General features: G+C 70.9%; 20 protein-coding genes and 2 pseudogenes. 13 read left to right on the top strand and 9 right to left on the bottom strand.

Features of this window, described 5'->3' with window-relative positions:
- Positions 1 to 26: 26 nt before the first annotated feature.
- From OHA11_RS37950 to hmgA, 4 genes and pseudogenes are all read right to left on the bottom strand, one after another.
- A pseudogene (locus OHA11_RS37950) lies at positions 27 to 298 on the bottom strand (hypothetical protein); the annotation flags it as partial.
- 62 nt (positions 299 to 360) lie between these two features.
- Complete coding sequence (locus OHA11_RS37955) at positions 361 to 1,560, bottom strand: type ISP restriction/modification enzyme (protein WP_266507739.1); 1,200 nt, start codon at positions 1,558 to 1,560, stop codon at positions 361 to 363.
- A gap of 41 nt (positions 1,561 to 1,601) precedes the next feature.
- Positions 1,602 to 2,351: a GntR family transcriptional regulator gene (locus OHA11_RS37960; protein ID WP_266504120.1), complete on the bottom strand. Its 750-nt coding sequence runs from the start codon at positions 2,349 to 2,351 to the stop codon at positions 1,602 to 1,604.
- 93 nt (positions 2,352 to 2,444) lie between these two features.
- Positions 2,445 to 3,875 carry a homogentisate 1,2-dioxygenase gene (gene hmgA / locus OHA11_RS37965; protein ID WP_266504122.1) on the bottom strand — a complete coding sequence of 477 codons (1,431 nt, stop codon included), beginning with the start codon at positions 3,873 to 3,875 and terminating at the stop codon, positions 2,445 to 2,447.
- 179 nt (positions 3,876 to 4,054) lie between these two features.
- Here hmgA and OHA11_RS37970 point away from each other — a divergent pair, with 179 nt between their 5' ends.
- The 9 genes from OHA11_RS37970 (at position 4,055) to OHA11_RS38010 (ending at position 15,870) form a co-directional block, all read left to right on the top strand.
- Positions 4,055 to 4,687, top strand: coding sequence for a hypothetical protein (locus OHA11_RS37970; protein ID WP_266504123.1), 633 nt, complete (start codon positions 4,055 to 4,057; stop codon positions 4,685 to 4,687).
- Positions 4,688 to 4,817: 130 nt separating this feature from the next.
- Positions 4,818 to 5,438, top strand: coding sequence for a TetR/AcrR family transcriptional regulator (locus OHA11_RS37975; protein ID WP_266504126.1), 621 nt, complete (start codon positions 4,818 to 4,820; stop codon positions 5,436 to 5,438).
- A 278-nt stretch (positions 5,439 to 5,716) separates the two neighbouring features.
- On the top strand, positions 5,717 to 7,972 hold the full coding sequence (locus OHA11_RS37980) for a molybdopterin oxidoreductase family protein (RefSeq protein WP_266504128.1): 2,256 nt from the start codon (positions 5,717 to 5,719) through the stop codon (positions 7,970 to 7,972).
- Positions 7,973 to 8,094: 122 nt separating this feature from the next.
- Complete coding sequence (locus tag OHA11_RS37985) at positions 8,095 to 9,570, top strand: CitMHS family transporter (protein ID WP_266504131.1); 1,476 nt, start codon at positions 8,095 to 8,097, stop codon at positions 9,568 to 9,570.
- Positions 9,571 to 9,626: 56 nt separating this feature from the next.
- A complete protein-coding gene (locus OHA11_RS37990) occupies positions 9,627 to 10,922 on the top strand; it encodes an MFS transporter (RefSeq protein ID WP_266504133.1) in 1,296 nt (431 codons plus the stop codon).
- Between the two features lie 202 nt (positions 10,923 to 11,124).
- Complete coding sequence (locus OHA11_RS37995; protein WP_266504134.1) at positions 11,125 to 12,468, top strand: ABC transporter ATP-binding protein; 1,344 nt, start codon at positions 11,125 to 11,127, stop codon at positions 12,466 to 12,468.
- 257 nt (positions 12,469 to 12,725) lie between these two features.
- Positions 12,726 to 13,214, top strand: a complete 489-nt coding sequence (locus OHA11_RS38000; RefSeq protein WP_266504137.1) for a DUF3574 domain-containing protein — start codon at positions 12,726 to 12,728, stop codon at positions 13,212 to 13,214.
- A gap of 149 nt (positions 13,215 to 13,363) precedes the next feature.
- On the top strand, positions 13,364 to 14,752 hold the full coding sequence (locus tag OHA11_RS38005) for an aldehyde dehydrogenase family protein (RefSeq protein ID WP_266504139.1): 1,389 nt from the start codon (positions 13,364 to 13,366) through the stop codon (positions 14,750 to 14,752).
- A 14-nt stretch (positions 14,753 to 14,766) separates the two neighbouring features.
- The gene (locus tag OHA11_RS38010; protein WP_266504141.1) at positions 14,767 to 15,870 is read left to right on the top strand and encodes a Zn-dependent alcohol dehydrogenase; all 1,104 of its coding nucleotides are present in this window, start codon (positions 14,767 to 14,769) and stop codon (positions 15,868 to 15,870) included.
- A gap of 37 nt (positions 15,871 to 15,907) precedes the next feature.
- On the opposite strand, the gene OHA11_RS38015 is transcribed toward OHA11_RS38010, so the two are convergent.
- Both OHA11_RS38015 and OHA11_RS38020 read right to left on the bottom strand, forming a co-directional pair.
- On the bottom strand, positions 15,908 to 16,570 hold the full coding sequence (locus OHA11_RS38015) for a helix-turn-helix transcriptional regulator (protein ID WP_266507741.1): 663 nt from the start codon (positions 16,568 to 16,570) through the stop codon (positions 15,908 to 15,910).
- Positions 16,571 to 16,822: 252 nt separating this feature from the next.
- Positions 16,823 to 17,461 carry a TetR/AcrR family transcriptional regulator gene (locus OHA11_RS38020; protein WP_266504142.1) on the bottom strand — a complete coding sequence of 213 codons (639 nt, stop codon included), beginning with the start codon at positions 17,459 to 17,461 and terminating at the stop codon, positions 16,823 to 16,825.
- Positions 17,462 to 17,583: 122 nt separating this feature from the next.
- Between OHA11_RS38020 and OHA11_RS38025 the strand changes: the two genes are divergently transcribed.
- The 3 genes from OHA11_RS38025 to OHA11_RS38035 all read left to right on the top strand — a co-directional run bounded on the left by OHA11_RS38025 (position 17,584) and on the right by OHA11_RS38035 (position 19,814).
- Positions 17,584 to 18,735, top strand: a complete 1,152-nt coding sequence (locus tag OHA11_RS38025) for an acyl-CoA dehydrogenase family protein (RefSeq protein WP_266504144.1) — start codon at positions 17,584 to 17,586, stop codon at positions 18,733 to 18,735.
- A 60-nt stretch (positions 18,736 to 18,795) separates the two neighbouring features.
- Entirely contained in the window at positions 18,796 to 19,083 is a 288-nt protein-coding gene (locus OHA11_RS38030; protein ID WP_266504147.1) for a YiaA/YiaB family inner membrane protein, read from the top strand.
- Between the two features lie 104 nt (positions 19,084 to 19,187).
- Entirely contained in the window at positions 19,188 to 19,814 is a 627-nt protein-coding gene (locus OHA11_RS38035; protein WP_266504150.1) for a TetR/AcrR family transcriptional regulator, read from the top strand.
- Between the two features lie 107 nt (positions 19,815 to 19,921).
- Here OHA11_RS38035 and OHA11_RS38040 read toward each other — a convergent pair whose 3' ends face one another.
- The gene (locus OHA11_RS38040) at positions 19,922 to 20,383 is read right to left on the bottom strand and encodes a MaoC family dehydratase (protein WP_266504153.1); all 462 of its coding nucleotides are present in this window, start codon (positions 20,381 to 20,383) and stop codon (positions 19,922 to 19,924) included.
- A 162-nt stretch (positions 20,384 to 20,545) separates the two neighbouring features.
- Here OHA11_RS38040 and soxR point away from each other — a divergent pair, with 162 nt between their 5' ends.
- The gene (gene soxR / locus OHA11_RS38045; protein ID WP_323186727.1) at positions 20,546 to 21,055 is read left to right on the top strand and encodes a redox-sensitive transcriptional activator SoxR; all 510 of its coding nucleotides are present in this window, start codon (positions 20,546 to 20,548) and stop codon (positions 21,053 to 21,055) included.
- Positions 21,056 to 21,305: 250 nt separating this feature from the next.
- Here the strand turns inward: soxR and OHA11_RS38050 are convergent.
- Both OHA11_RS38050 and OHA11_RS38055 read right to left on the bottom strand, forming a co-directional pair.
- Positions 21,306 to 22,033 (bottom strand): annotated as a pseudogene (locus OHA11_RS38050) (RNA ligase (ATP)); the annotation flags it as partial.
- A 200-nt stretch (positions 22,034 to 22,233) separates the two neighbouring features.
- Positions 22,234 to 22,359 (bottom strand): hypothetical protein, encoded by a 126-nt coding sequence (locus tag OHA11_RS38055; protein WP_266507898.1) that lies wholly within the window; start codon positions 22,357 to 22,359, stop codon positions 22,234 to 22,236.
- Positions 22,360 to 22,609 lie beyond the last annotated feature (250 nt).

The raw sequence follows: 22,609 nt of genomic DNA on the forward strand, positions 1-22,609 counted from the left end.
TGGTGGAGCTCGATTCCGGGCGGTGCTCAGGCCATGGTGGAGAGGCCGGCGACTCCGGCGATCTGCTCCCGGATTGCGAAGCGGACGGTCATCTCGGCTCGATGGTCGGATGCGGGGATCAGATGGTGCTTCGAGCCTGTTCGGGCACGGTCGACCGGGCTCGGTCCGGTTTTGGGCCGCCCTTCAGGGCCCGGACATGGGAACCGTCGATCAACGCCCTGGACCCAGTCCAGCGCTCGGCGGCGTGCAGTTCGGCCGGCAGTGACTCGTGCAGACGTTGCCAGACTCCCGAGTCGTTGTGAGGAGTTCCAAAAGTTGCGCCGTTCCCCGCGCCCCTGGAAGCGCCCGCCCCCGCGTCCCTCAGATCAGTGCGACCTGGCCCTCCGGGCCCTCCTCGTGGTGGTCAAGGACCGATGCCGGTTGGCGGGACGGGGGCGGGACCGGGAGTACGCCCGCTGTGCGTAGGTCGTTTGTCGTGATGGGGGTCTGGATCGTCAACTCGGCCTGCTGTGGGCGTAGTTCGGCGAGCAGGGACAGGACCGTGATGACTTCCAGGAGGTCGGATGTCCAGGGCTGGGGCCAGGTCGTGGGGCGGATCGCCTCCAGGGTGCCTGGTTCCGGTGGGGTGGTTCGGGCCGTGAACCACTGGTCCAGGACTCGGACGCCGCCGACCTCGAAGTCCCAGGCGGCGGGCGGTACCGGGGAGATGCGGCCCTCGTCCAGGTGGAGGGTCTCCTCGTCGCGGTCGTAGCGGAGTTCGAGTGGGTGGGACGGCAGCGGGGCGCGTACGTACGGGCGGCGGCCGCCGGGGAGTTTCGGGCGTTCGCCGGCGCGGCGCATCAGCCACAGCATGCGGTGGCCCAACTCGGTGCCGCGCGCCCAGAGTTCGGGGTCGGCCGTGAGCGGGACCGTGCATCCGCCGGGGCCAGGGCGGGCGACCGCGACCGTCCAGGCGAGGACGTCGAGGGGGGTGGGGGAGTGGCCCAGGCGCTTGGCCAGGAGGTCCAACAGGCCCGGCGCCAGGTTGGGTTCGCGGCCGTCTGGGCGCCGGTACAGGGGGCGGATCCTGCCCGGTCGGGCGGCGGGGACGGACTTCGACTGCGGCGTGACCACCGGTAGGGCCGACGCGACCAGGAGGGGCGGCCCGTCCGGTGCGGGGGCCTGCTCGATCGCGAACACCTGCTCGCCGTCCGCCACCCGCCACAACTCCGGCCGTGCCGCGTCGATCAGCCGGTGGTCGGGAATCAGCCACTGTTCGTCGAACGGCCCGTGCAGGACCCGTACCGGCTCCGCGCAGGGACCCGACGCGCGGGCCAGGCGGCCCGTTCCCGAGGACTGGCCCGGCAGTTGGCCCACCGCCGAGTGGAGCGTCCGCGCGCGCGTGACGCCGAACAGCGCCTCGCGGTCGGCCCCTTCGGCCTTCACGAAGGCGTCCCACCGCGCTTTCAGGGACGCCGCGTCGGGTGCCGTCGGCCACCCGCGGCCCAGCCGGGGCGGTGCGACGGACCACGGCATGAGGTCCGCGAGCAGCGGAGCGTCGTCGTGCGGCACGCTCGGCATCGTACGACGTGCGTCATGGGCGGCGACCTGGTCCCGCATGCTCAGTGGGCGTCGAGGGTGACCGTGAAGGAGAAGCGGTCGCCGCGGTACTGGATACGGGCCACGTCGAGCGCCCGGCCGTCCTCGCCGTGTACGACGCCCGTGTAGTGCAGGATCGGGCTCAGCAACGGGACCTGGAGCAGCCGCGCCGTCTCCGGGTCCGCGAGCCGCGCCTCGACCGTGTCGGTGATCTGGCTGATCTTCGCCCCCGCGACATCCCGCAGCACCTTGGTCATGGGCCAGCGGACCAGGTCCTCGGGGTCGATCAGGGCCGCCAGTTCGGGCCGGACGTAGTTGCGCGCGTGATTGGTCGGCTCCCCCGTCTTCTCGTCGCTGCGCAGCCGGTGGTAGGCCGCCACCTCCGTCAAGTCCGGGAAGTGCTCGGACAGCTCGGCCGACACGGGCTCGATGCCGTGGTCGAGGAGCCGGATGGTCATGCCCGACTGCTGGGCCACGATCGCGTCCACCGAGCCGAGCAGCCGGACCGGGGCGCCCCGCGTGGCGCCCGGCTCGATGAACGTGCCGCGCCTGCGATGGCGGGTGATCAGCCCCTCGTCCTCCAGCTCCTTGAGCGCCTGCCGCATGGTCAGCACGCTCACCCCGTAGTGCTCCGCCAGCTGTTCCTCGGTGGGCAGCCGCAGCGGATCCTGCGGCGACCGTCCGAGTATCGAGGCGCGCAGGGACTGCGACACCTGATACCAGAGCGGCAGCTTGCGGTTCAGGACGATCGAGTCCGGGGCGAAGGAGGTCACGAGGGTATCCGTACCGTTCGCGGGCGTTCGGTGCAACGGGTTGTCATGCCCCGTCATGCCTGTTCACGCCCGTTCATCCCTGTTCTTGCTCGGTCATGGGTGCTCCGCGGGCCGGAAGTGCCGTTGCAGGCCCTGCCATACATCGTCGTACGCGCGTTGCAGATGCTCGGCCCGGGCGGCCTGCGCGGTGGCGGTGACCGGCCAGCGCGTCTCGAACATGAAGGCCAGGCCGTCGTCGATCTTCTGCGGCCGCAGCTCGGCGGCGCTCGCCCGGTCGAACGTCTCCCGGTCGGGACCGTGCGCCGACATCATGTTGTGCAACGACCCGCCCCCCGGGACGAAGCCCTCCGCCTTGGCGTCGTACGCGCCCTCGATGAGCCCCATGTACTCGCTCATCACGTTCCGGTGGAAGTACGGCGGCCGGAACGTGTCCTCACCCACCAGCCAGCGCGGCGCGAAGACGACGAAGTCGACGCCCGCAAGGCCCGGAGTGTCGCTCGGTGAGGTGAGGACCGTGAAGATCGACGGGTCCGGGTGGTCGTAGCTGATGGTGCCGATCACATTGAAACGGCGCAGATCATAGGCGTACGGCACATGGTTGCCATGCCAGGCGACGACATCCAGCGGAGAGTGGTCGTAGACGGCCGTCCAGAGGTTGCCGCAGAACTTGTTCACCACCTCCACCGGGCCCTCGACGTCCTCGTACGCGGCGACGGGCGCCCGGAAGTCGCGGGCGTTCGCGAGTCCGTTGGCGCCGATCGGGCCGAGGTCGGGGAGCTGGAAGGGGGCCCCGTAGTTCTCGCACACATAGCCCCGGGCCGTCGGGCTCGGGCCGTCGTCGGACGCGGCGTCCAGCAGCTCCACACGGAAGCGCACCCCACGAGGGATCAGCGCCACATGTCCTGGCTCCACATACAGCAGCCCGAACTCGGTGCGCAGCAGCAGCCCGCCGCGCTCCGGCACGATCAACAGCTCGCCGTCGGCGTCGCTGAACACCCGCTCCATCGAGGAGTTGGCGTGATAGAGGTGCACGGCCATGCCGGTGCGCTGCGTCGCGTCGCCGTTGCCGCCGAGCGTCCACAGGCCCGCCAGGAAGTCGGTGCCCGGTGCGGGCTCGGGCAGCGGGTTCCACCGCAGCCGGTTCGGGTCGGGCACCGACTCCGTGAAGGGCGCCGTGCGGATGGCTCCGTTGCCGGTGGGGGCGAAGGCGGGATGTGCGGCCGACGGGTGGATCCGGTACAGCCACGAACGGCGGTTGTGCGCCCTCGGCTCCGTGAACGCCGAACCGCTCAGCTGCTCCGCGTACAGCCCGAGCGGGGCCCGCTGCGGGGTGTTGCGGCCGTGCGGCAGCGCGCCGGGCACCGCCTCCGAACTGTGCTCGTTGCCGAACCCGGTGAGATACGTCAGCGTCTCGACGGTCTTCCGCAGCGACTCGGCGCTGGTCCGTTGCGCCTCGGCGCTGTTCCGCAGCGTTTCGGCGGTGTTCCTCAGTGTCTCGGTGGTGATCCGCCCGTCCCCGCTCATGATCGCTCCCTCGTTCCTGATTCCTATGCATCACCGTAGGATTCGAGAAATCGGCGCGCAAGAGGGAGATGTCCGTATGTCCGGGGGAGACCGCGCGATCGCGCCAAGACCGCTGTGCTGGCCAGGAACCCGACTTCAGGGGGATTCGGCTGTCGGAGCGGTGCTCTAATCTCCCCGGCATGTCGTGGACGCGCGTACTTCTCACCGCGCTCGCGGTCTGTGCCCTGTTAGGCGCTCTGCTCGTCGGAGCGACGGGCTGCGGGTCCGGCGAAGCGCACGAGGACGACGGGGTGAAGCCGTCACCGGTGGGCAAGGTTCTGGAGGACACGGACGAGGAGGGGCGGCACTACCGTGAGATCGACAAGAAGCACGCGCCGAGAGTCGCGATCGAGATACAGCCCGACGCCGACAGCGACGGCTGGGACGTACGTCTGACGGTCCACGACTTCCGCTTCTCCCCGGCCGGTACGAGGAAGACGGCCGAACCCGGCCGCGGCCACGCCCTCCTCCGCCTCGACGACCGACCCCTGTCCTTCCTCCGCGGGCCGACCCACCACATCTCCGGCGGTCTCGTGCCGCGCGGCACCCACCAGGTGACCGTGCGCCTGCACGCCGACGACGACACGGTGTGGGCCGTGGACGGCGAACCCGTCGGCAGCACGGCGGACATCACCGTGTCCGACCCCGGGCCGACGGACACGGAGTCCGCCACCGCCGGGCGGACGCGTGCGGAGCCCGAGCCCGGGTCCGGCCCAGGTGCGGCCCGGACGCGACCGGCGCCGGCGACGAGCGGTCCGGGCACCGGCCGATGAGCGGACCGGGCACTGGCCGATGAGCGACACGTGTAAGCGGACGAGTGACACGTGTACGCAGGTGAGTGGCATGAGCACCGACATGTGTACCTATGGGCAAAGCTTCACCGGACCCCGGCGGAAAGGCATCATGAAGCCTGTGCCTCCTGCGACCTCGCTGCGCCGCGCGCCGGTTCAACGCCGTAGCGCCGAAAGACTCACCCGTATCCTCGACGCCTGCGCCGACCTCCTCGACGAGGTCGGCTACGACGCCCTCAGCACCCGCGCGGTCGCCCTGCGCGCCGGCGTGCCCATAGGGTCCGTCTACCGCTTCTTCGGCAACAAGCGCGCCATGGCCGACGCGCTCGCCCAGCGCAACCTCGACGTCTTCACCGAACGTGTCACCAGCCGTCTCCAGGAGACCGCGGGCGCGGGCGGCTGGCGCGCGGCCATGGACACCGTCCTCGATGAATACCTCGCCATGAAGCGCACCGCGCCGGGCTTCTCCCTCGTCGACTTCGGCAACCAGATACCCGTCGGCACCCGCGACGCCGAACCCAACACCCGTGTCGCCGACCGCCTCACCGACATGCTCTCCGCGGTCCTGGACCGTGAACCCGACGACGACCTTCGCCGCACCTTCCTCATCGCCGTCGAGGCCGCCGACACCCTCGTCCAACTCGCCTTCCGCCTCGACCCGGCGGGTGACGAACGCGTCATCGCGGAGACGCGGGAGCTGTTGCGGGCGTATCTGGCGCGGTCGCTCGACTGATCGCCCGGCCTGCCCCTCGCCCGGCCTGCCCTTCGGTCGACCGACTACTCGACTGACCGTTCGACCGAGCGCTCGACCGCCAGGGAGGCCGGGCGACGGCCCCGCCAGGCGTTGCCCGGCCCGTCCGGCCCCGCTCATCGTGGCCGCCCGAACAGCACGCCAATTTCCGGTGTGAGTCCCGCCGCCCTTCTCCATCCCCTCCCCACCGTTCGTACCGGTCGGTATGCTCGGGTGGGTCAAGTGCGCCACCGTTGCCGCCACCCCCTCCGGGAGGACCCGTGTCCACCACCGCCGACTCCCGTACAGCCCTCCGCATCTGTCCCCTCTGCGAGGCGACCTGCGGGCTGACGCTCACCATCGAAGGGACCCGGGTGACGAGCGCGCGCGGGGACCGCGACGACGTGTTCAGCCACGGGTTCATCTGCCCGAAGGGCGCCTCGTTCGGGGCGGCCGACGGCGACCCCGACCGGCTGCGGACACCGCTGGTACGCAAGGACGGCGAGCTGCGCGAGGCCACCTGGGAGGAGGCCTTCGACGCCGTCGCCGCCGGGCTGCGACCGGTCGTCGAGCGGTACGGGCCGCATGCCGTCGGAGTCGTCCTCGGCAACCCGAACGTGCACACCATGGCCGGTGGCCTCTACCCGTCCGTGCTGCTCGCCGGACTCGGCACCCACAGCGTCTTCACCGCGTCCACGCTCGACCAGATGCCCAAGCACGTCTCCAGCGGCCTCCTCTACGGCGACGCGAACGCGATCCCCGTGCCCGACCTCGACCGCACGGACCACCTGCTGCTGATCGGCGCCAACCCCCTGGAGTCCAACGGCAGTCTGTGCACCGCCCCCGACTTCCCCGGCAAGCTCAAGGCCCTCAAGGCGCGCGGCGGCACCCTCACCGTCATCGACCCGCGCCGCACCCGCACCGCCAAGCTCGCCGACCGGCACGTGGCCGTCCGCCCCGGGACCGACGCGCTGCTGCTCGCGGCCATGGCGTACGTCCTCTTCGAGGAGGAGCTCACCGATCTCGGCGAGCTGGCCGAGCTGGTGCAGGGGATCGACGAACTCCGCGAGGCGGTAAGCGACTTCACCCCGGAAGCCGCCGCCGAGGCGTGCGACGTCGACGCCGACACCATCCGCGCGCTGGCCCGAGAACTGGCCGCCGCGCCCACCGCCGCCGTGTACGGCCGCATCGGCAGCTGCACCGTCCCGCACGGCACCCTGGCCAGCTGGCTGGTCGACATCCTGAACATCCTCACCGGCAACCTCGACCGGACCGGCGGCGCCCTCTTCCCGCAGGCCGCCACCGACCGGACACCCCGCCCCGCCGGACCTGGCCGCGGCTTCGCGCTCGGCCGCTGGCACAGCCGCGTCAGCCACCACCCGGAGGCCAAGGGCGAACTGCCGACCGCCGCGCTCGCCGAGGAGATCGACACCGCGACCGCCGAGGGTGAGCCGATCCGCGCCCTCGTCGTCATCGCCGCCAACCCCGTCCTGTCCGCGCCCGACGGCGACCGCCTCGACAAGGCCCTCGGCTCGCTCGACTTCATGGTCAGCGTCGACCCGTACCTGAACGAGACCGCACGGTACGCCCACGTCGTGCTGCCGCCGCCCCCGCCCTCGCAGAGCCCGCACCACGACTTCGCCTTCAACACCCTCGCCGTACGCAACCAGGTCCGCTACACCCGCGCCGCCGTCCCCCTGGAACCGGGCCGGATGGCCGAGACCGAGATCCACGCCCGGCTCGTCCTCGCCGCGACCGGCATGCACGGCGCCGACCCCTCCGCCGTCGACGACCTGGTCATCGGCCAGACCCTCGGCAAGGCCGTCAAGGAGGCCCACTCCCCGGCGTACGGCCGCGACCCGCGCGAGCTCGCCGCACGGCTCACCGGCGAGACCGGCCCGGAACGGCGCCTCGACATGATGCTGCGCCTGGGCCCGTACGGCGACGGATTCGGCGTACGGCCCGAAGGGCTGACCCTGGAGAAGCTCCTCGACCAGCCCCACGGCATCGACCTCGGACCGCTCCAGCCGCGCCTGCCGCAGCCCCTCAAGACCCGCAGCGGACTTGTGGAGCTCCTCCCGCAGCCGCTCGCCGACGATCTCCCGCGGCTCAGGGACGCACTGCGCAGGCGCCCCGAGGGGCTCGTCCTCGTCGGCCGCCGGCACCTCCGCTCCAACAACAGCTGGATGCACAACATCCCCGCCCTCACCGGCGGCACCAACCGCTGCACCCTGCACATCCACCCCGACGACGCCGAACGCCTCGGCGTCACCGACGGCGCGCCCGTGCGGGTGAAGGGCGCCGGGGGAGAGGTCGTCGCGCCCGCCGAGATCACCGATTCCGTACGACGCGGAGTCGTGAGCCTGCCGCACGGCTGGGGACACGACCGTCCCGGCACCCGGACGACCCACGCCAGTGGGGACCCCGGCGTCAACGTCAACCAGCTCCTCGACGGCAGCCTGCTCGACCCGCTGTCCGGCACGGCGGTACTCAATGGCGTACCCATCGATATCGCGCCAACAGGCATAACGCTGTGACCTGGAGTTTTGCGCTTATTGCTCGCGTGTCAACATCTTGTTAAGCCTTGCGTGGCCGTCCTAACGTCACTCGAACCGCCGTCCCTGGTGGGAGTTCAAGGGCGAACGTTAGGTATCCACTCATGCTGACCATCCTCGGCTTCACCATGATCGCGACCTTCCTGGTCCTGATCATGATGAAGAAGATGTCGCCGATCGCGGCGCTCGTACTGATCCCGGCACTCTTCTGTGTGTTCGTCGGAAAGGGTGCCCATCTCGGCGACTACGTCATCGAAGGGGTGGGCAACCTCGCGCCCACCGCCGCGATGCTGATGTTCGCCATCGTGTACTTCGGCGTCATGATCGACGTCGGCCTCTTCGACCCGATCGTCCGAGGCATCCTCAAGTTCTGCAAGGCCGACCCGCTGCGCATCGTCGTCGGCACGGCCCTGCTCGCCGCGATCGTCTCGCTCGACGGCGACGGCTCGACGACCTTCATGATCACGGTCTCGGCGATGTACCCGCTGTACAAGCGCCTCAAGATGAGCCTCGTCGTGATGACCGGCGTCGCCGCCACCGCCAACGGCGTCATGAACACGCTGCCCTGGGGCGGCCCGACCGCCCGCGCCGCCACCGCGCTCAAGCTCGACGCCGGTGACATCTTCGTCCCGATGATCCCGGCGCTCGCCGTCGGCCTGGTCGCCGTGATCGCCCTCTCGTACGTCCTCGGCCTCCGCGAGCGCAAGCGGCTCGGCGTGCTGGACCTGGACGACGTGCTGGTCGAGGAGGAGAAGAAGCAGCTGGTCGGGGAGCCCGAGACCGAGTCCGAGACGGTGCTGGTCGGCGCCGGCGCCGGCGCGGGTGCGGTCGGCGGCCCGGGCGACGGCAAGGTGCGGATCACCAAGGCCACGGGCGGCGCGGGCTCCGGCACCGACGCCTCCGACGACGACGGCGACGACGAGGAAGACGACGTACGCCTCCAGGGCCTGGACCCGAACCGTCCGACACTGCGTCCCAAGCTGTACTGGTTCAACGCGCTGCTCACGGCGACGCTCCTCACCGCCATGATCATGGAACTGCTGCCGATCCCGGTCCTGTTCCTGCTCGGCGCCGCGCTCGCCCTCACGGTCAACTTCCCGCACATCCCCGACCAGAAGGCGCGCCTCGCCGCCCACGCCGACAACGTCCTCAACGTCTCCGGCATGGTCTTCGCCGCCGCCGTCTTCACCGGCGTCCTCCAGGGCACCGGCATGGTCGACTCCATGGCCAAGTGGCTCGTCGACGGCATCCCCGACGGCATGGGCCCGCACATGGCCATCGTCACCGGCGTCCTGAGCCTCCCGCTCACCTACTTCATGTCGAACGACGGCTTCTACTTCGGTGTCCTGCCGGTCCTCGCCGAGGCGGGCGCCGCCCACGGGGTCTCGCCGCTGGAGATCGCCCGCGCCTCGCTCGTCGGCCAGCCGCTGCACATGTCGAGCCCGCTGGTCCCGGCCGTATACGTTCTGGTCGGCATGGCCAAGGTCGAGTTCGGCGACCACACCAAGTTCGTGGTCAAGTGGGCCGCCCTCACCTCCCTCGTGGTCCTCGGGGCGGGGATCCTGTTCGGCATCATCTGAGCCTCGGCTCCAGAGCCTGGCCAGGAGGCCGATCTCATCCGATGGAGGGTGTCACTGTGAGGCCCGGTGGGAACCGAGGCTGGCTGCTCCGCCTGGTCATCGCCTTCAGCTTCGCGCAGGGGGCGGTGTCGATGGCACGGCCCGCCGTCTCCTACCGGGCCCTCGCGCTGGGCGCGGACGAGCGCGCGATCGGTGTCATCGCGGGCGTCTACGCGCTCCTGCCCCTGTTCGCCGCCGTACCGCTCGGACGCAGGACCGACCACGGCCGGTGCGCCCCGCTGCTCCCGGTCGGCGTCGTCCTGATAGCAGGGGGCTGCGCCCTCAGCGGTACGGCGAACTCCCTCGCCGCGATGGCGGCGTGGAGCGGGGTGATGGGCCTCGGCCACCTCTCCTTCGTGATCGGCTCCCAGTCGATCGTGGCCCGCCAGTCCGCACCGCAGGACCAGGACCGCAACTTCGGCCACTTCACCATCGGCGCCTCACTCGGCCAGCTGGTCGGACCGATCGCCGCGGGCGCCCTGATCGGCGGCCCCGACATGGCGGGCACCAGCGCCCTCGCCCTGCTGGTCGCGGGCGCCGTCGCCGCGGTCTCGTTCGTCTCGCTGTGGCGCATAGAGCACCGTGCGCAGCCCAAGTCCCGTACCGGGCGCGGCGATCGCGTCCCCGTGCACCGCATACTGCGCACCCGGGGCGTGCCCGCGGGCATCTTCATCAGCCTCGCCGTGCTGTCCGCGACGGACATCCTCACCGCGTATCTGCCGGTGGTCGGCGAGCACCGGGGCATCGCGCCGTCCGTGATCGGCCTGCTGCTCAGCCTGCGCGCGGCGGCGACCATAGCGTGCCGCCTGGTGATGACCCCCATGCTGCGACTGCTCGGCCGGGCCGCGCTGCTCACCACGACCTGTCTACTGGGCGCACTGCTGTGCGCCGGGATCGCGCTGCCCGTGCCGGTCTGGGGCCTCGCCGTGATGCTCGCCCTGCTCGGCTTCTGCCTGGGCGTCGGCCAGCCCCTGTCCATGACCACGGTCGTCCAGGCGGCCCCGGACGACGCCCGCTCCACCGCCCTCGCCCTGCGCCTGACCGGCAACCGGCTCGGCCAGGTCGCCGCGCCCGCCACCGCGGGCCTGGTCGCCGGAGTCGCGGGCGTCGCCGCGCCGTTCGTGATGCTCGGGGCGCTGCTGCTGATCGCCTCGGGGCTGGGACTGCGACAGGGGCGTACGGGAGCCGCCGGGTCGGAGCCGGACCCGGACCAGGAGCCAGACCCGGAGCGGGAGCCGGAGTCGGAGAGGGAGCGAACGCTGACGGAGCGTAGGGGACGTACGCCATCTGCACCAGAGCGCGAGAGACACTGAACAGATCTCTTTCGCACCGGAGTTGGTGAGAACTCCTTGTCTCACAAGGGGACACTCCTCGCGGCCCGTCAGATTTCGCCGTTTGGCTTCCCCGGGGTGTGTGCGGTCCGTTAGCTTCCGTGACTCATAGGTCTCGTACGACCCGCGAGACCTCCGATCGCGGAGCACCAGCGCCCTGTGAGAACCCCCGGGGGCATGTCCCATGTCACGCGCCATCTCCCTGCACCAAGTCAGCAAGTCGTACACGCGCGGGGTCCCCGTGGTGGAGCGGCTGTCGCTCGACATCGCGCCCGGCGAATTCCTGGTACTGCTCGGGCCGTCCGGCTGCGGAAAGTCGACCGTGCTGAGGATGATCGCCGGTCTCACGGATCCGGACGAGGGCCAGGTGCGGCTCGACGGCGCGTACGCCAACCACCTGGATCCCGCGGACCGGAACATGGCGATGATCTTCCAGAACTTCGCGCTCTACCCGGGCATGAGCAGCCGCGAGAACATCGGTTTCCCCTTAAGAATCGAGACCCCCGGAGCGGACCCGAGCCCGCGCGTCGACGCCACGGCCCGCATGCTCGGCATCGAGGACCTCCTCGACCGCTTCCCCCACCAGCTCTCCGGCGGCGAACGCCAGCGCGTCGCGATGGGCCGGGCGATCGCACGGCACCCCTCCGCCTTCCTGATGGACGAGCCGCTGGCCAACCTCGACGCCAAACTCCGCAACCGCCTGCGCTCCGAAATCGCCCGCCTGGCAAGGGAGTTGGACGTCACCACGGTGTACGTCACCCACGACCAGGCGGAGGCGATGTCCCTCGGTGACCGGGTCGCCGTCCTGCGCGGTGGCACCCTCCAGCAACTCGGCACCCCGCGTACGGTCTACGCGCTGCCCGAGAACGTCTTCGTCGCCGCCTTCATCGGCACCCCGCGCATCAACCTCCTCCGCGGTGTCGTCCTCGCCCCGCTCGACGGCGCCATGTCGATCAGCCTCGGCAAGCAGGCCCTCGTCCTGCCCGAACCCCTGTGCCTGGACCACCGGTTGCTCCGCGTGCACCAGGGCCGCGAGGTCATCGTGGGCCTCCGCTCCGAAGCCGTACGTATCGCCAAGCGGGCCGAGGCCCGGCCCGGCGAGGTGGCGATCAGCGGGCTCGTCGAGCACGTGGAGTTCCAGGGGCACGAGGTCTTCGTCCACTTCAACACCGGCTCGCGGCCGGCCGTCGTACCCGACCTGGAGGCGCCGCGCCCCACGGCCAGGCCGCGTCGCCGTCGTCGCGAGGGCGGTGTCCTGGACCGCCTGCGGTATCGCGCGGGCGCGTTGCGGGCCGGGCCCGTCGTGGTGATGGAACACCCCGGCGACGCCGATCCGGACCCGGTCGAACCGCCGCCTCCCGGGGGCCGGTTGCCGGGCGACCTCATCGTCCGTACGACACCCGACCACGAACTCCGGTACGGCATGCAGATCCCCCTCCTCGTGGACCTCGCCCATCTGTTCGTCTTCGACCACCAAGGCGTACGGATCAGCCCGGCCCCGGCGCGCCTGCCCGACCTGGACGACTGAGGCCCGCCAGGTCCTGTCGTCAAACTCCCGCCTGCCACGCGGCGCCATGCACGCTCCCCCACTGCCTTAAGGGCGTGGGGGAGCGTGCCCCCACTCGCCGCACCGGGCACAGCCCCACGTACGTCCAGTACGAGGGCCTGTGCCCGGCACTCCCCCAGCCTCCGGCCGGGGGGACCCCCAGAGCACGCACCTGACGCCGCGAGGCCGCCCTCCGGGCGGACGGCGGGAGTTTGACGACAGGACCTAGGCATACGTTCATGATCAGGAACACCACGCGCACCCGCCTCGCCGTCGCGACGGCCTCCGCCCTCCTCTTCGCGGGCGCCCCGGCCGCGTACGCCGCCCTCGCCGACGCCGAGCCCCGGCAGACGACTCCGACGGTCCCGACGGCCACGGTGGCCTCGACGGCCACGGGAGCGGCGTACGTCGAGACCCGCCTCTTCTTCGGTACCGAGCGCCCCGACGGGGGTTCGGCCGTCACCGACCGCCAGTTCATGGACTTCGTCGACCGGAAGATCACCCCCGCCTTCCCGGACGGACTCACCGTGCAGGACGGGCGCGGGCAGTGGCGGGACGAGAACGGCGTCATCGAGCGCGAGCGGTCGTACGAGCTGATCCTGCTGTATCCCGTGGGGCGGGCGAAGGCGGCCGACCCCGGCATCGAGCGGATCCGGGACGCGTACGAGAAGGAGTTCGGCCAGGAGGCGGTGGCCAGGCTGGACGAACCGACGCGGGCGGACTTCTGAGGGCCCCGGACAGGCCTGAGGGAAGCGTGCGGGAGGCCTGGGATCCTTGGGGCCCTGGGGCCTGGCGTCCAAAAACTAACACCGCTAGTTTAGGCTCCCGGACGACGGCTAGGTTGGGCGGCGCAGACGACGCCCCCCGGGAGGAACCCATGAAGGCACACGACGGCATGTACATCGACGGCGCGTGGCGACCGGCCGCCGGGACGGACACGATCGCCGTCGTGAACCCGGCCGACGAGCAGGTCATCGCCCATGTCCCGGCGGGCACCGCCGACGACGTGGACGCCGCCGTACGAGCCGCGCGCCGGGCCCTCCCGGCCTGGGCCGCCACACCGCCCGCCGAGCGCGCCGCGCGGATCGCCGCGATCAGGGACGCCCTCGTCGCCCGCAAGGACGAGATCGCCGGGACGGTCACCGCCGAACTCGGCTCGCCCCTGAAGCTCTCGCAGGCCGTGCATGTCGGACTGCCCATCGCGGTCGCCGGTTCGTACGCGGAACTGGCCGCCTCGTACGCCTTCGAGGAGAAGGCCGGCAACTCGACCGTCCACCTGGAACCGGTCGGCGTGGTCGGCGCGATCACGCCCTGGAACTACCCTCTCCACCAGATCGTCGCCAAGGTCGCCCCGGCCCTCGCGGCGGGCTGCACGATCGTGCTGAAGCCCGCCGAGGACACCCCGCTGACCGCGCAGCTCTTCGCGGAGGCGGTCCACGAAGCGGGCCTTCCGGCCGGGGTCTTCAACCTCGTCACAGGGCTCGGCCCGGTCGCGGGCCAGGCACTCGCCGAGCACGAGGGCGTGGACCTGGTCTCCTTCACCGGCTCGACGGCCGTCGGCAGGCAGATCGGTGCGACCGCGGGCGCCGCCGTCAAGCGGGTCGCCCTGGAACTCGGCGGCAAGTCCGCCAACGTCATCCTGCCGAGCGCCGACCTCGCCAAGGCGGTCAACGTCGGCGTGGCCAACGTGATGTCCAACTCCGGCCAGACATGCAGCGCCTGGACCCGCATGCTGGTCCACGACTCCCAGTACGAGGAGGCGGTCGCGCTGGCAGTGGAGGCGGCCGCGAAGTACGGCGAACGCATAGGCCCCGTCGTCAACGCCAAGCAACAGCGGCGCGTACGGGGTTACATAGAGAAGGGCGTCGCGGAGGGCGCGCGACTGGTGGCCGGAGGACCCGAAGCCCCGCGCGACCAGGGCTACTTCGTCAGTCCGACCGTCTTCGCGGATGTGACCCCCGAGATGACGATCGCGCAGGAGGAGATCTTCGGCCCGGTCCTCTCGATCCTCCGGTACGAGGACGAGGCCGACGCGCTGCGGATCGCGAACGGCACGGTGTACGGGCTGGCGGGCGCCGTGTGGGCCGGCGAGGAGACGGAGGCCGTGGCCTTCGCGCGGCAACTCGACACCGGACAGGTGGACATCAACGGCGGACGCTTCAACCCCCTTGCGCCGTTCGGCGGTTACAAGCAGTCGGGGGTCGGCAGGGAGCTGGGCTCGCACGGCCTGTCCGAGTACCTCCAGACCAAGTCCCTGCAGTTCTAGGAGGGGTGGACGACATGACGCGTGTGACGCGCACGGTACGCGCCGCTGTCCTGCCCGCGGTCGGTTCTCCCCTGGAGATCACCGAGATCGAGCTGCCGGAGGGGCCGGGCCCCGGGCAGGTGCGGGTGCGGCTCGCCGCCGCCGGGGTATGCCACTCCGACCTCTCCCTGTCCAACGGCACCATGCGGGTGCCGGTGCCCGCGGTGCTCGGCCACGAGGGGGCGGGGACCGTCGTCTCCGTCGGGCCCGGGGTCACGCACGTCGCGCCCGGCGACGGAGTGGTCCTCAACTGGGCGCCGTCCTGCGGCAGTTGCCACGCCTGCTCGCTGGGCGAGGTATGGCTGTGCGCCAACGCGCTGGTGGGGGCGGGGGAGGTGTACGCGCGGCGCTCCTCCGACGGGACCGAGCTGTATCCCGGACTGAACGTCGCCGCGTTCGCCGAGGAGACGGTGGTGGCGGGCGCATGCGTGCTGCCGGCGCCGGCCGGGATCCCGCTGACGGACGCGGCCCTGCTCGGCTGCGCCGTGCTCACCGGGTACGGGGCCGTCCACTACTCGGCGCAGGTTCGGCCCGGTGAGACGGTGGCGGTCTTCGGGGTGGGCGGGGTCGGTCTCGCGGCGGTCCAGGCCGCGCGGATCGCGGGCGCGTCGACGATCGTGGCGGTGGATGTGTCGCCGGAGAAGGAGGCCCTGGCGCGGGCGGCCGGGGCGACGGAGTACGTCGTCGCCTCCGACACCACGGCCCGTGAGATCCGAGGGCTCACCGGCAAGCAGGGTGTCGATGTGGCGGTGGAGTGCGTGGGCCGGGCGGTCACGATCCGCACGGCCTGGGAATCCACCCGCCGTGGCGGCCGCACGACGGTCGTCGGCATAGGCGGCAAGGACCAGCAGGTGTCCTTCAACGCCCTCGAACTCTTCCACTGGGGCCGCACCCTCTCAGGCTGCGTCTACGGCAACTCCGACCCGTCCCGAGACCTGCCGCTCCTGGCGGACCACGTCCGCGCCGGCCGCCTGAACCTGGACTCCCTGGTGACGGAACGCATCACCTTGGAGGCCATCCCATCGGCTTTCGAGAACATGCTGGCAGGGAAGGGCGGGCGGGCGTTGGTGGTGTTTTAGGGGCGGCGGGAGCGAAAAAACCAGGGCCAGCCCAGGGTCAGCGCAGCGCCTCCGACTGGATTCCCAGTAGTTCCGACAGCGCCCGTTCGCCCTTGGGAGTGACCTTTACGGCTCGCTCCGAGCCGATGCGTACGCACCAGCCCGTGTCCAGGGCGTGTCGGCACAGTGCGGCTCCCGCGATGCCGGCGAGGTGGGGGCGCCGTTCCGTCCAGTCCAGGCAGGCCCGGGCGAGGGGGCGGCGCCCGGTGGGTACGAGGGGGACGCCGAGGTCGTCGAACCAGCTCACCCCGGCTTCCGTCAGCGTGAATCCGGCGTCCTGGCGCAGCAGCCCGAGCCCCGTCAGCGCGTCCGTGACGGCGATGCCGAGCCGGCCGGCGAGATGGTCGTAGCAGGTGCGGCCGCGGGCCATCGCGCTGCCCGCACTCGACTCGCGCAGGGTGCGCGGTCCTACCGCCGTCGTCGGCGCGACCTGGGCCGTGAGGTCCTCGACGAGGTGGGCGACCCGGGCGTCGGCCAGTCGTACGTACCGGTGCCGCCCCTGCCGTTCCTCGGCGAGCAGCCCGCCCGCGACGAGCTTGCCCAGATGCTCGCTGGCCGTCGACGCGGCGACCCCCGCGTGCCGGGCCAACTCCCCGGCGGTCCACGCCCGCCCGTCGAGCAGCGCCAGCAGAAAACCGGCCCGCGTCTCGTCGGCCACCAGGGCGGCGAGCGCCGCGAGCCCGCCGGCCTCGGTGCGCGCACCGCTTGTAGCGCCTGTAGCGCCTGTAGCGCCTGTAGCGCCTGTAGCGCTTGTACGGCTCGTGCGGCTCGTACGTGAGGAGGTCATGCATCCAGCATGTGTGACGCATGCTTCGGCGCCGACCGAACTATGGGAGCGCCCCCTCACCATGGGCGCGGGGCGCGTGCGTCCGGCTACGTACGGCCCGCAGGCACACAACGGCAAGCGGAACGCCTACTCCCCGCGCTGCCCCTCATATTGCAGCGCCAACCCGTCCAGCAAAGCCCTGAGCCCCGTCTCGAAGGCCCGTTCGTCGATCTTCTCCTGCTGGTCGGCCAGGAGATGGGCCTGCCCGAGGTGGGGATAGTCGGCGGGATCGTACGCGGTCTCGTCGTCCACGAAGCCCCCGGCGAACGAGCCCAGCGCGGAGCCCATCACGAAGTACCGCATCAGCGCGCCGATGGACGTGGCCTGCGCCGCGGGCCAGCCCGCCTCGACCATCGCGCCGAAGACGGCGTCGGCGAGCCGCAGTCCGGCCGGGCGGCGGCCGGGGCCGCGGGCGAGGACCGGGACGATGTTCGGGTGGTCGCGCAGGGCCGCACGGTAGGAGGCGGCCCAGTCGTGCAGCGCGGTGCGCCAGTCGCGCCCGTCCTCGAACATCGACAGGTCGACCTGCGCGCTCACGGAGTCCGCGACCGCCTCCAGGATCTGGTCCTTCGTCCGGAAGTGGTTGTAGAGGGACGGACCGCTCACACCCAGCTCGGCGGCGAGACGGCGCGTCGAGACCGCGGCCAGGCCCTCGGCGTCCACCAGCGTCCGAGCCGTCTCGACGATCCGGTCGGTGCTGAGGAGGGGCTTGCGCGGTCTGGCCATGGCGCACATAGTAGGGCTGCCGCGCAGAAACTAGCAGTGCTAGTTTCAGGGCCTGTCATTCGCGTCGCGTCACCGTTTGCCTGCCACGACCTTCGCGCGGCCTTCGACCGGGAGGACTCTTCATGAACCTGGAGCTCAGCGAGGAGCAGACCGCCGTCCGACGGCTCGCCAGGGACTTCGTCGACCGCGAGATCACCCCGCACGTCGTCGCCTGGGACCGCGCCGAAGAGGTCGACCGCTCGATCGTCAAGAAGCTCGGCGAGGTCGGCTTCCTGGGCCTCACCGTCGACGAGGAGTACGGCGGCTCCGGCGGCGACCACCTCGCGTACTGCCTGGTGACGGAGGAGCTGGGCCGGGGCGACTCCTCGGTCCGCGGCATCGTCTCGGTCTCCCTCGGCCTCGTCGCCAAGACCATCGCGTCCTGGGGGAGCGAGGAGCAGAAGCGGCAGTGGCTGCCGGGGCTCACCTCGGGTTCGTACGTCGGCTGCTTCGGCCTCACCGAACCGGGCACCGGCTCCGACGCGGGCAACCTGTCGACCAGGGCGGTACGCGACGATGACGACTACGTGATCAGCGGCAGCAAGATGTTCATCACCAACGGCACCTGGGCGGACGTCGTCCTCCTCTTCGCCCGCTCGACCGACGCCCCCGGCCACAAGGGCGTCTCCGCCTTCCTCGTACCCACCGACACCCCAGGCCTGACCCGCCGCACCGTCCACGGCAAGCTCGGACTGCGCGGCCAGGCCACCGCCGAGCTGGTCCTGGAGGACGTCCGCGTGCCTGCCTCGACGATGCTCGGCCCCGAGGGCAAGGGCTTCGCCGTCGCCATGTCCGCGCTGGCCAAGGGCCGGATGTCCGTCGCGGCCGGCTGCGTCGGCATCGCCCAGGCCGCGCTGGACGCCGCCGTGACGTACGCGACCGAGCGCGAGCAGTTCGGGAGGACCATCGCCCACCACCAGCTCGTCCAGGAGCTGCTCACCGACATCGCCGTGGACGTGGACGCGGCCCGGCTGCTCACCTGGCGGGTCGCCGATCTCGTCGACCGCGGCCGGCCGTTCGCCACCGAGTCCTCCAAAGCCAAACTCTTCGCCTCGGAGGCCGCCGTGCGCGCCGCGAACAACGCCCTCCAAGTCTTCGGCGGCTACGGCTACATCGACGAGTACCCGGTCGGCAAGCTGCTGCGCGACGCCCGCGTGATGACTCTCTACGAGGGCACCAGCCAGATACAGAAGTTGGTCATCGGGCGTGCGCTGACTGGCGTTTCGGCCTTCTGAGTACGCGAGTGAGTACGCGCGCGGATGTGGTTCCGGCCACGTCGGCCGATCCTGGTGCGCATGAGTGAGACACCGGTCAAGCAGCAGAACACCGCGGCCTTCTACGGCCAGGCGGTCCTATCGTTCGGCGTCGCCATCGCCGCCACCGCCATCGGCATCTTCAACCTGGAGGCCGACATCTGGGTGCGCGCCTTCCTGGGAATCGCCGTCCTCTACCTCGTCACCTCCGCCTTCACCCTCGCCAAGGTGATCCGCGACCGTCAGGAGGCCGGGCAGATCGTCAGCAGGGTCGACCAGGCCCGTCTGGAGAAGCTCCTCGCCGAACACGACCCCTTCGAGAAGCTGTGAAGCTCCGAGCGGGCCCCCCTCCCACCTCTGATCGGGCACGCTAAGCGGTCGCTCAGCATCAGAGGTATGGTGTTCGTTCTGCCAGTGGAAGGGGCGAACGAGCGATGAGTACGGCGGAGGAGACGGCCGGCGCGGAGATGTCGCCGTGGGCCGAGGTCACCCCGGACGCGGCCCGGCGGCTGCTTGTCGCCGCCGTGGAGGCCTTCGCCGAGCGCGGGTACCACGCGACGACGACCCGTGACATCGCGGGCCGCGCGGGGATGAGCCCGGCCGCGCTGTACATCCACTACAAGACCAAGGAAGAGCTCCTCCACCGGATCAGCAGGATCGGTCACGAGAGGGCTCTGGACATCCTCCGGACGGCGGCCGGGCGCGAGGGCGGCGCCGGCGAGCGGCTCGCGGACGCCGTGAGTTCTTTCGTCCGGTGGCACGCCGGGGGGCGCACCACCGCACGGGTCGTGCAGTACGAACTGGACTCGCTCGGCCCGGACGCCCGCGCCGAGATCATCGCGCTGCGCCGCCAGGTCGACGCCGAGGTGCGCGGCATCATCGAGGACGGCGTGGCGGCGGGCGACTTCGACGTCCCGGACGTCCCGGGCACCACCCTCGCGGTCCTCTCCCTGTGCATCGACGTGGCCCGCTGGTTCAACGTGAACGGCCCGAGGACGCCGGACGAGGTGGGCGCGTTGTACGCGGACCTGGTCCTGAGGATGGTCGGGGCCAGGGAGTAGCCCGCTGGTCACGTGTGCCGGCCTCTGCGCCCCTTGGAGGCGCGGGGAACTGCGCGACCAGCGCGACCAGCCACAACGGCCCCGCAGCCCATACGCAACCAGAGAGTCTAGAAGTAGTACCGGGAAACAGACTCGGCCGCGCAAACCGGCTTGTCGCCTCCCTCGCGCTCCACGGTGAACCCGACAGACACCTGCACGCCATCAGGCACCTCATCCACCCCGGTGATCTTCGCCGTGGCGCGCAGCCGCGAACCGACCGGTACCGGAGCGGGGAAGCGGACCTTGTTCGTCCCGTAGTTGACGCCCATCTTGGCACCCTCGACCTTGATCAGCTGAGGCCCGAACAGCGGCAGCAGCGACAGCGTCAGATACCCGTGGGCAATGGTCGTCCCGAAGGGACCCGCCGCGGCCTTCTCGGGGTCCACGTGGATCCACTGGTGGTCCCCGGTCGCGTCGGCGAACAGATCGACCCGCTTCTGGTCGATCTCCAGCCAGTCGCTGTATCCCAACTGCTCACCCACCGCCGCCTTCAGTTCGTCGGCGGACGTGAAGATCCTCGGCTCTGCCATGTCGCTGGCCTCCCGCGTAGCAATGTCTAAGCAACTGCTTAGCATGGTAGGGAGAGGGTTCCCTGTCAACGGACCGGAAGCGTGACGCGTGACGAGGTAGGCGGGCGGAAGACGGGCGGAAGGCGTGCGGGCCGGGTCGACGGGATGGGTAGGCTTCGAGGGGTGCCCCAGATTCCCGAGAAGATCCACGAACTCACGGTCGGCCAGCTGGCGGCCCGTAGTGGCGCCGCCGTCTCGGCCCTGCACTTCTACGAGTCCAAGGGCCTGATCAGCAGCCGCCGCACCACGGGCAACCAGCGCCGCTACCACCGCGACGCGCTGCGTCGGGTCGCGTTCGTACGGGCCGCGCAACGCGTCGGCATCCCGCTGGCCACGATCCGCGAGGCGCTCGCCGAGCTTCCCGAGGAGCGCACCCCGACGCGCGAGGACTGGGCCCGCCTCTCGGAGGCGTGGCGTTCCGAACTCGACGAGCGCATCAAACAGTTGGGCCGCCTGCGCGACCACCTCACGGACTGCATCGGCTGCGGCTGTCTCTCGCTGGAGAACTGCGTGCTGTCCAACCCCGACGACGTCATCGGCGAGCGGCAGAGCGGCTCCCGCCTGATGGTGGAACGCCAGGGCGCGATGAAGCAACCCGAGCAGCCGACGCAGGAGCCCAGAGGCTGCGGCTGAAGCAGCCCTGGGCTTCCGGGCTTCTGGGCTTCTACGCCCCCGGGCCCCTGAGGGATTTCGTTGGCGAATCCGCCGGGAGAAGTACGGGCGAAGTAATTGTCGCGGGAGTCCCAGCGACACGCCCGGTTTACGGCGTGTCGCTGGGACTCACAACCCACTTGCTGGAGGTCTGACGGGATTCGCCACCAGCGTCCCCTGAGGCCCGCGGGCCTCTGAGGCCGCGCGGGGATCAGAGACCCCGGTCCCCGCCTCACTCGTACTCCGTGCCGCCCTTCCGTGTCAGGTAGGCCGGGCTGATCGCCTTCGCGACGGCGCGGCCGCCCGTCACGGGGCTGTAGCGCTCGGTGGCGGGCCTGATTACGACCCCCTCGCGCAGATGCAGGTCCCGCCCGGAGACCGTCTCGCGCCCGGAGGCGAGCTCCAGGACGTGGCCGATGTCGTACGGGCCCTCGTAGAGCCGTGGCACGAGCGGCAGTTCACCGGTCAGCAGCTCCGCCGCGTCCAGCCAGCGGACCTCGCCGTCGATCTCCGCGGACACGTCGAACACCGCGTACCGAGCGTCTCGCGGCGGCCGTCGGCGCCGTACGTGAGGTCCTGTACGCCCGCTCCGTACACCTCGCCGAAGATGCCGACCCGGCGTGCCCCGAGCTGCTCGGCGAGTCCGGCGGCGGCCCGCGCGACACCGTGGCCGTGGATCGCCCGCCAGTACAGATTGCGCGGGTCCTCCGTCAGGGCCAGGTACTTGGCGCCGAAGCCCTTCGAGGAGACCTGTACGCGGCCGTCCTCGGCGAAGTACGTGAGCAGGCAGGCCGAGCCGTGCAGTTTCTCGGTCAGGACCACATCCTCGCCCGGGGCGAAGATGTCCGGGTAGCGCTGGATGTTCTCGATGTCGACCCAGGGCAGCAGATCGGGAGCAGACTCGACCTCGCCGTCCATCGTGGGTGGTATCGGCGGCACCCATTTGGTGACGCCGAGCCGCCTGCTCAGTCCTGGATTACGGACTGCTCCGGGATCTGGAGTTCTCTCTCCTCCTAGGCGAGGGAGACTCTCCCCTGGATCGCTCCGGGGAGTTTGACAGGTCATGCCTGTCTAGCGACGACCCTCCCGGCCGCCGAAGCAAGTACGGGACCCGCTCGGGTAGTTGGAGGCTTGGTTGTCGCCCCCGACACGCGGAGAGCTTACCAGCTTGTTGCTGGAGCGAAGCGCAAATGGCGACCGCGGCCCACCTGGGCCAGTTCGAGCGCGTCGGCGTTCGGATGCTCGTGGACGGTCAGCACTTCGGCGGTGACGCGCAGCGTCGACATGGCGGGACTCCCCGGGTTCCTCAGGTCGGTTTCATCACCTCCAACTGTCCGTACGGGAAAGGGGTGGAGCGAGGGATTTTGGGGCTGCTATGCGCTCCGCCGGAAGCCGGGTGGTCACCTGCGGGCCCGGTGGGGGCTGGTCGCGCCCACGATGGGGGTTCCCCCGCTCGAGCGAAGCCGAGAGTGGGGGAGGAGCCGCATATGTCACGGCCCCGCGCCCCTCAGGGGGCGTGCGGTGCCGCAGCGGACT

It is taken from the genome of Streptomyces sp. NBC_00878, from assembly GCF_026341515.1.
GTDB lineage: Bacteria > Actinomycetota > Actinomycetes > Streptomycetales > Streptomycetaceae > Streptomyces.

What these genes read in the sequence shown, in the direction of transcription:
- OHA11_RS38030 (WP_266504147.1), top strand. Translation starts at nt 18,796, where the DNA reads ATGAGTGAGACACCGGTCAAGCAGCAGAACACCGCGGCCTTCTACGGC.
- OHA11_RS38040 (WP_266504153.1), bottom strand. Translation starts at nt 20,383, where the DNA reads ATGGCAGAGCCGAGGATCTTCACGTCCGCCGACGAACTGAAGGCGGCG.
- OHA11_RS38055 (WP_266507898.1), bottom strand. Translation starts at nt 22,359, where the DNA reads ATGTCGACGCTGCGCGTCACCGCCGAAGTGCTGACCGTCCACGAGCAT.
- OHA11_RS37995 (WP_266504134.1), top strand. Translation starts at nt 11,125, where the DNA reads ATGTCACGCGCCATCTCCCTGCACCAAGTCAGCAAGTCGTACACGCGC.
- OHA11_RS37975 (WP_266504126.1), top strand. Translation starts at nt 4,818, where the DNA reads ATGAAGCCTGTGCCTCCTGCGACCTCGCTGCGCCGCGCGCCGGTTCAA.
- OHA11_RS38005 (WP_266504139.1), top strand. Translation starts at nt 13,364, where the DNA reads ATGAAGGCACACGACGGCATGTACATCGACGGCGCGTGGCGACCGGCC.
- OHA11_RS38010 (WP_266504141.1), top strand. Translation starts at nt 14,767, where the DNA reads ATGACGCGTGTGACGCGCACGGTACGCGCCGCTGTCCTGCCCGCGGTC.
- hmgA (WP_266504122.1), bottom strand. Translation starts at nt 3,875, where the DNA reads ATGAGCGGGGACGGGCGGATCACCACCGAGACACTGAGGAACACCGCC.
- OHA11_RS38020 (WP_266504142.1), bottom strand. Translation starts at nt 17,461, where the DNA reads ATGGCCAGACCGCGCAAGCCCCTCCTCAGCACCGACCGGATCGTCGAG.
- OHA11_RS38035 (WP_266504150.1), top strand. Translation starts at nt 19,188, where the DNA reads ATGAGTACGGCGGAGGAGACGGCCGGCGCGGAGATGTCGCCGTGGGCC.
- OHA11_RS37970 (WP_266504123.1), top strand. Translation starts at nt 4,055, where the DNA reads ATGTCGTGGACGCGCGTACTTCTCACCGCGCTCGCGGTCTGTGCCCTG.
- OHA11_RS37985 (WP_266504131.1), top strand. Translation starts at nt 8,095, where the DNA reads ATGCTGACCATCCTCGGCTTCACCATGATCGCGACCTTCCTGGTCCTG.
- OHA11_RS38025 (WP_266504144.1), top strand. Translation starts at nt 17,584, where the DNA reads ATGAACCTGGAGCTCAGCGAGGAGCAGACCGCCGTCCGACGGCTCGCC.
- OHA11_RS38000 (WP_266504137.1), top strand. Translation starts at nt 12,726, where the DNA reads ATGATCAGGAACACCACGCGCACCCGCCTCGCCGTCGCGACGGCCTCC.
- OHA11_RS37955 (WP_266507739.1), bottom strand. Translation starts at nt 1,560, where the DNA reads ATGCCGAGCGTGCCGCACGACGACGCTCCGCTGCTCGCGGACCTCATG.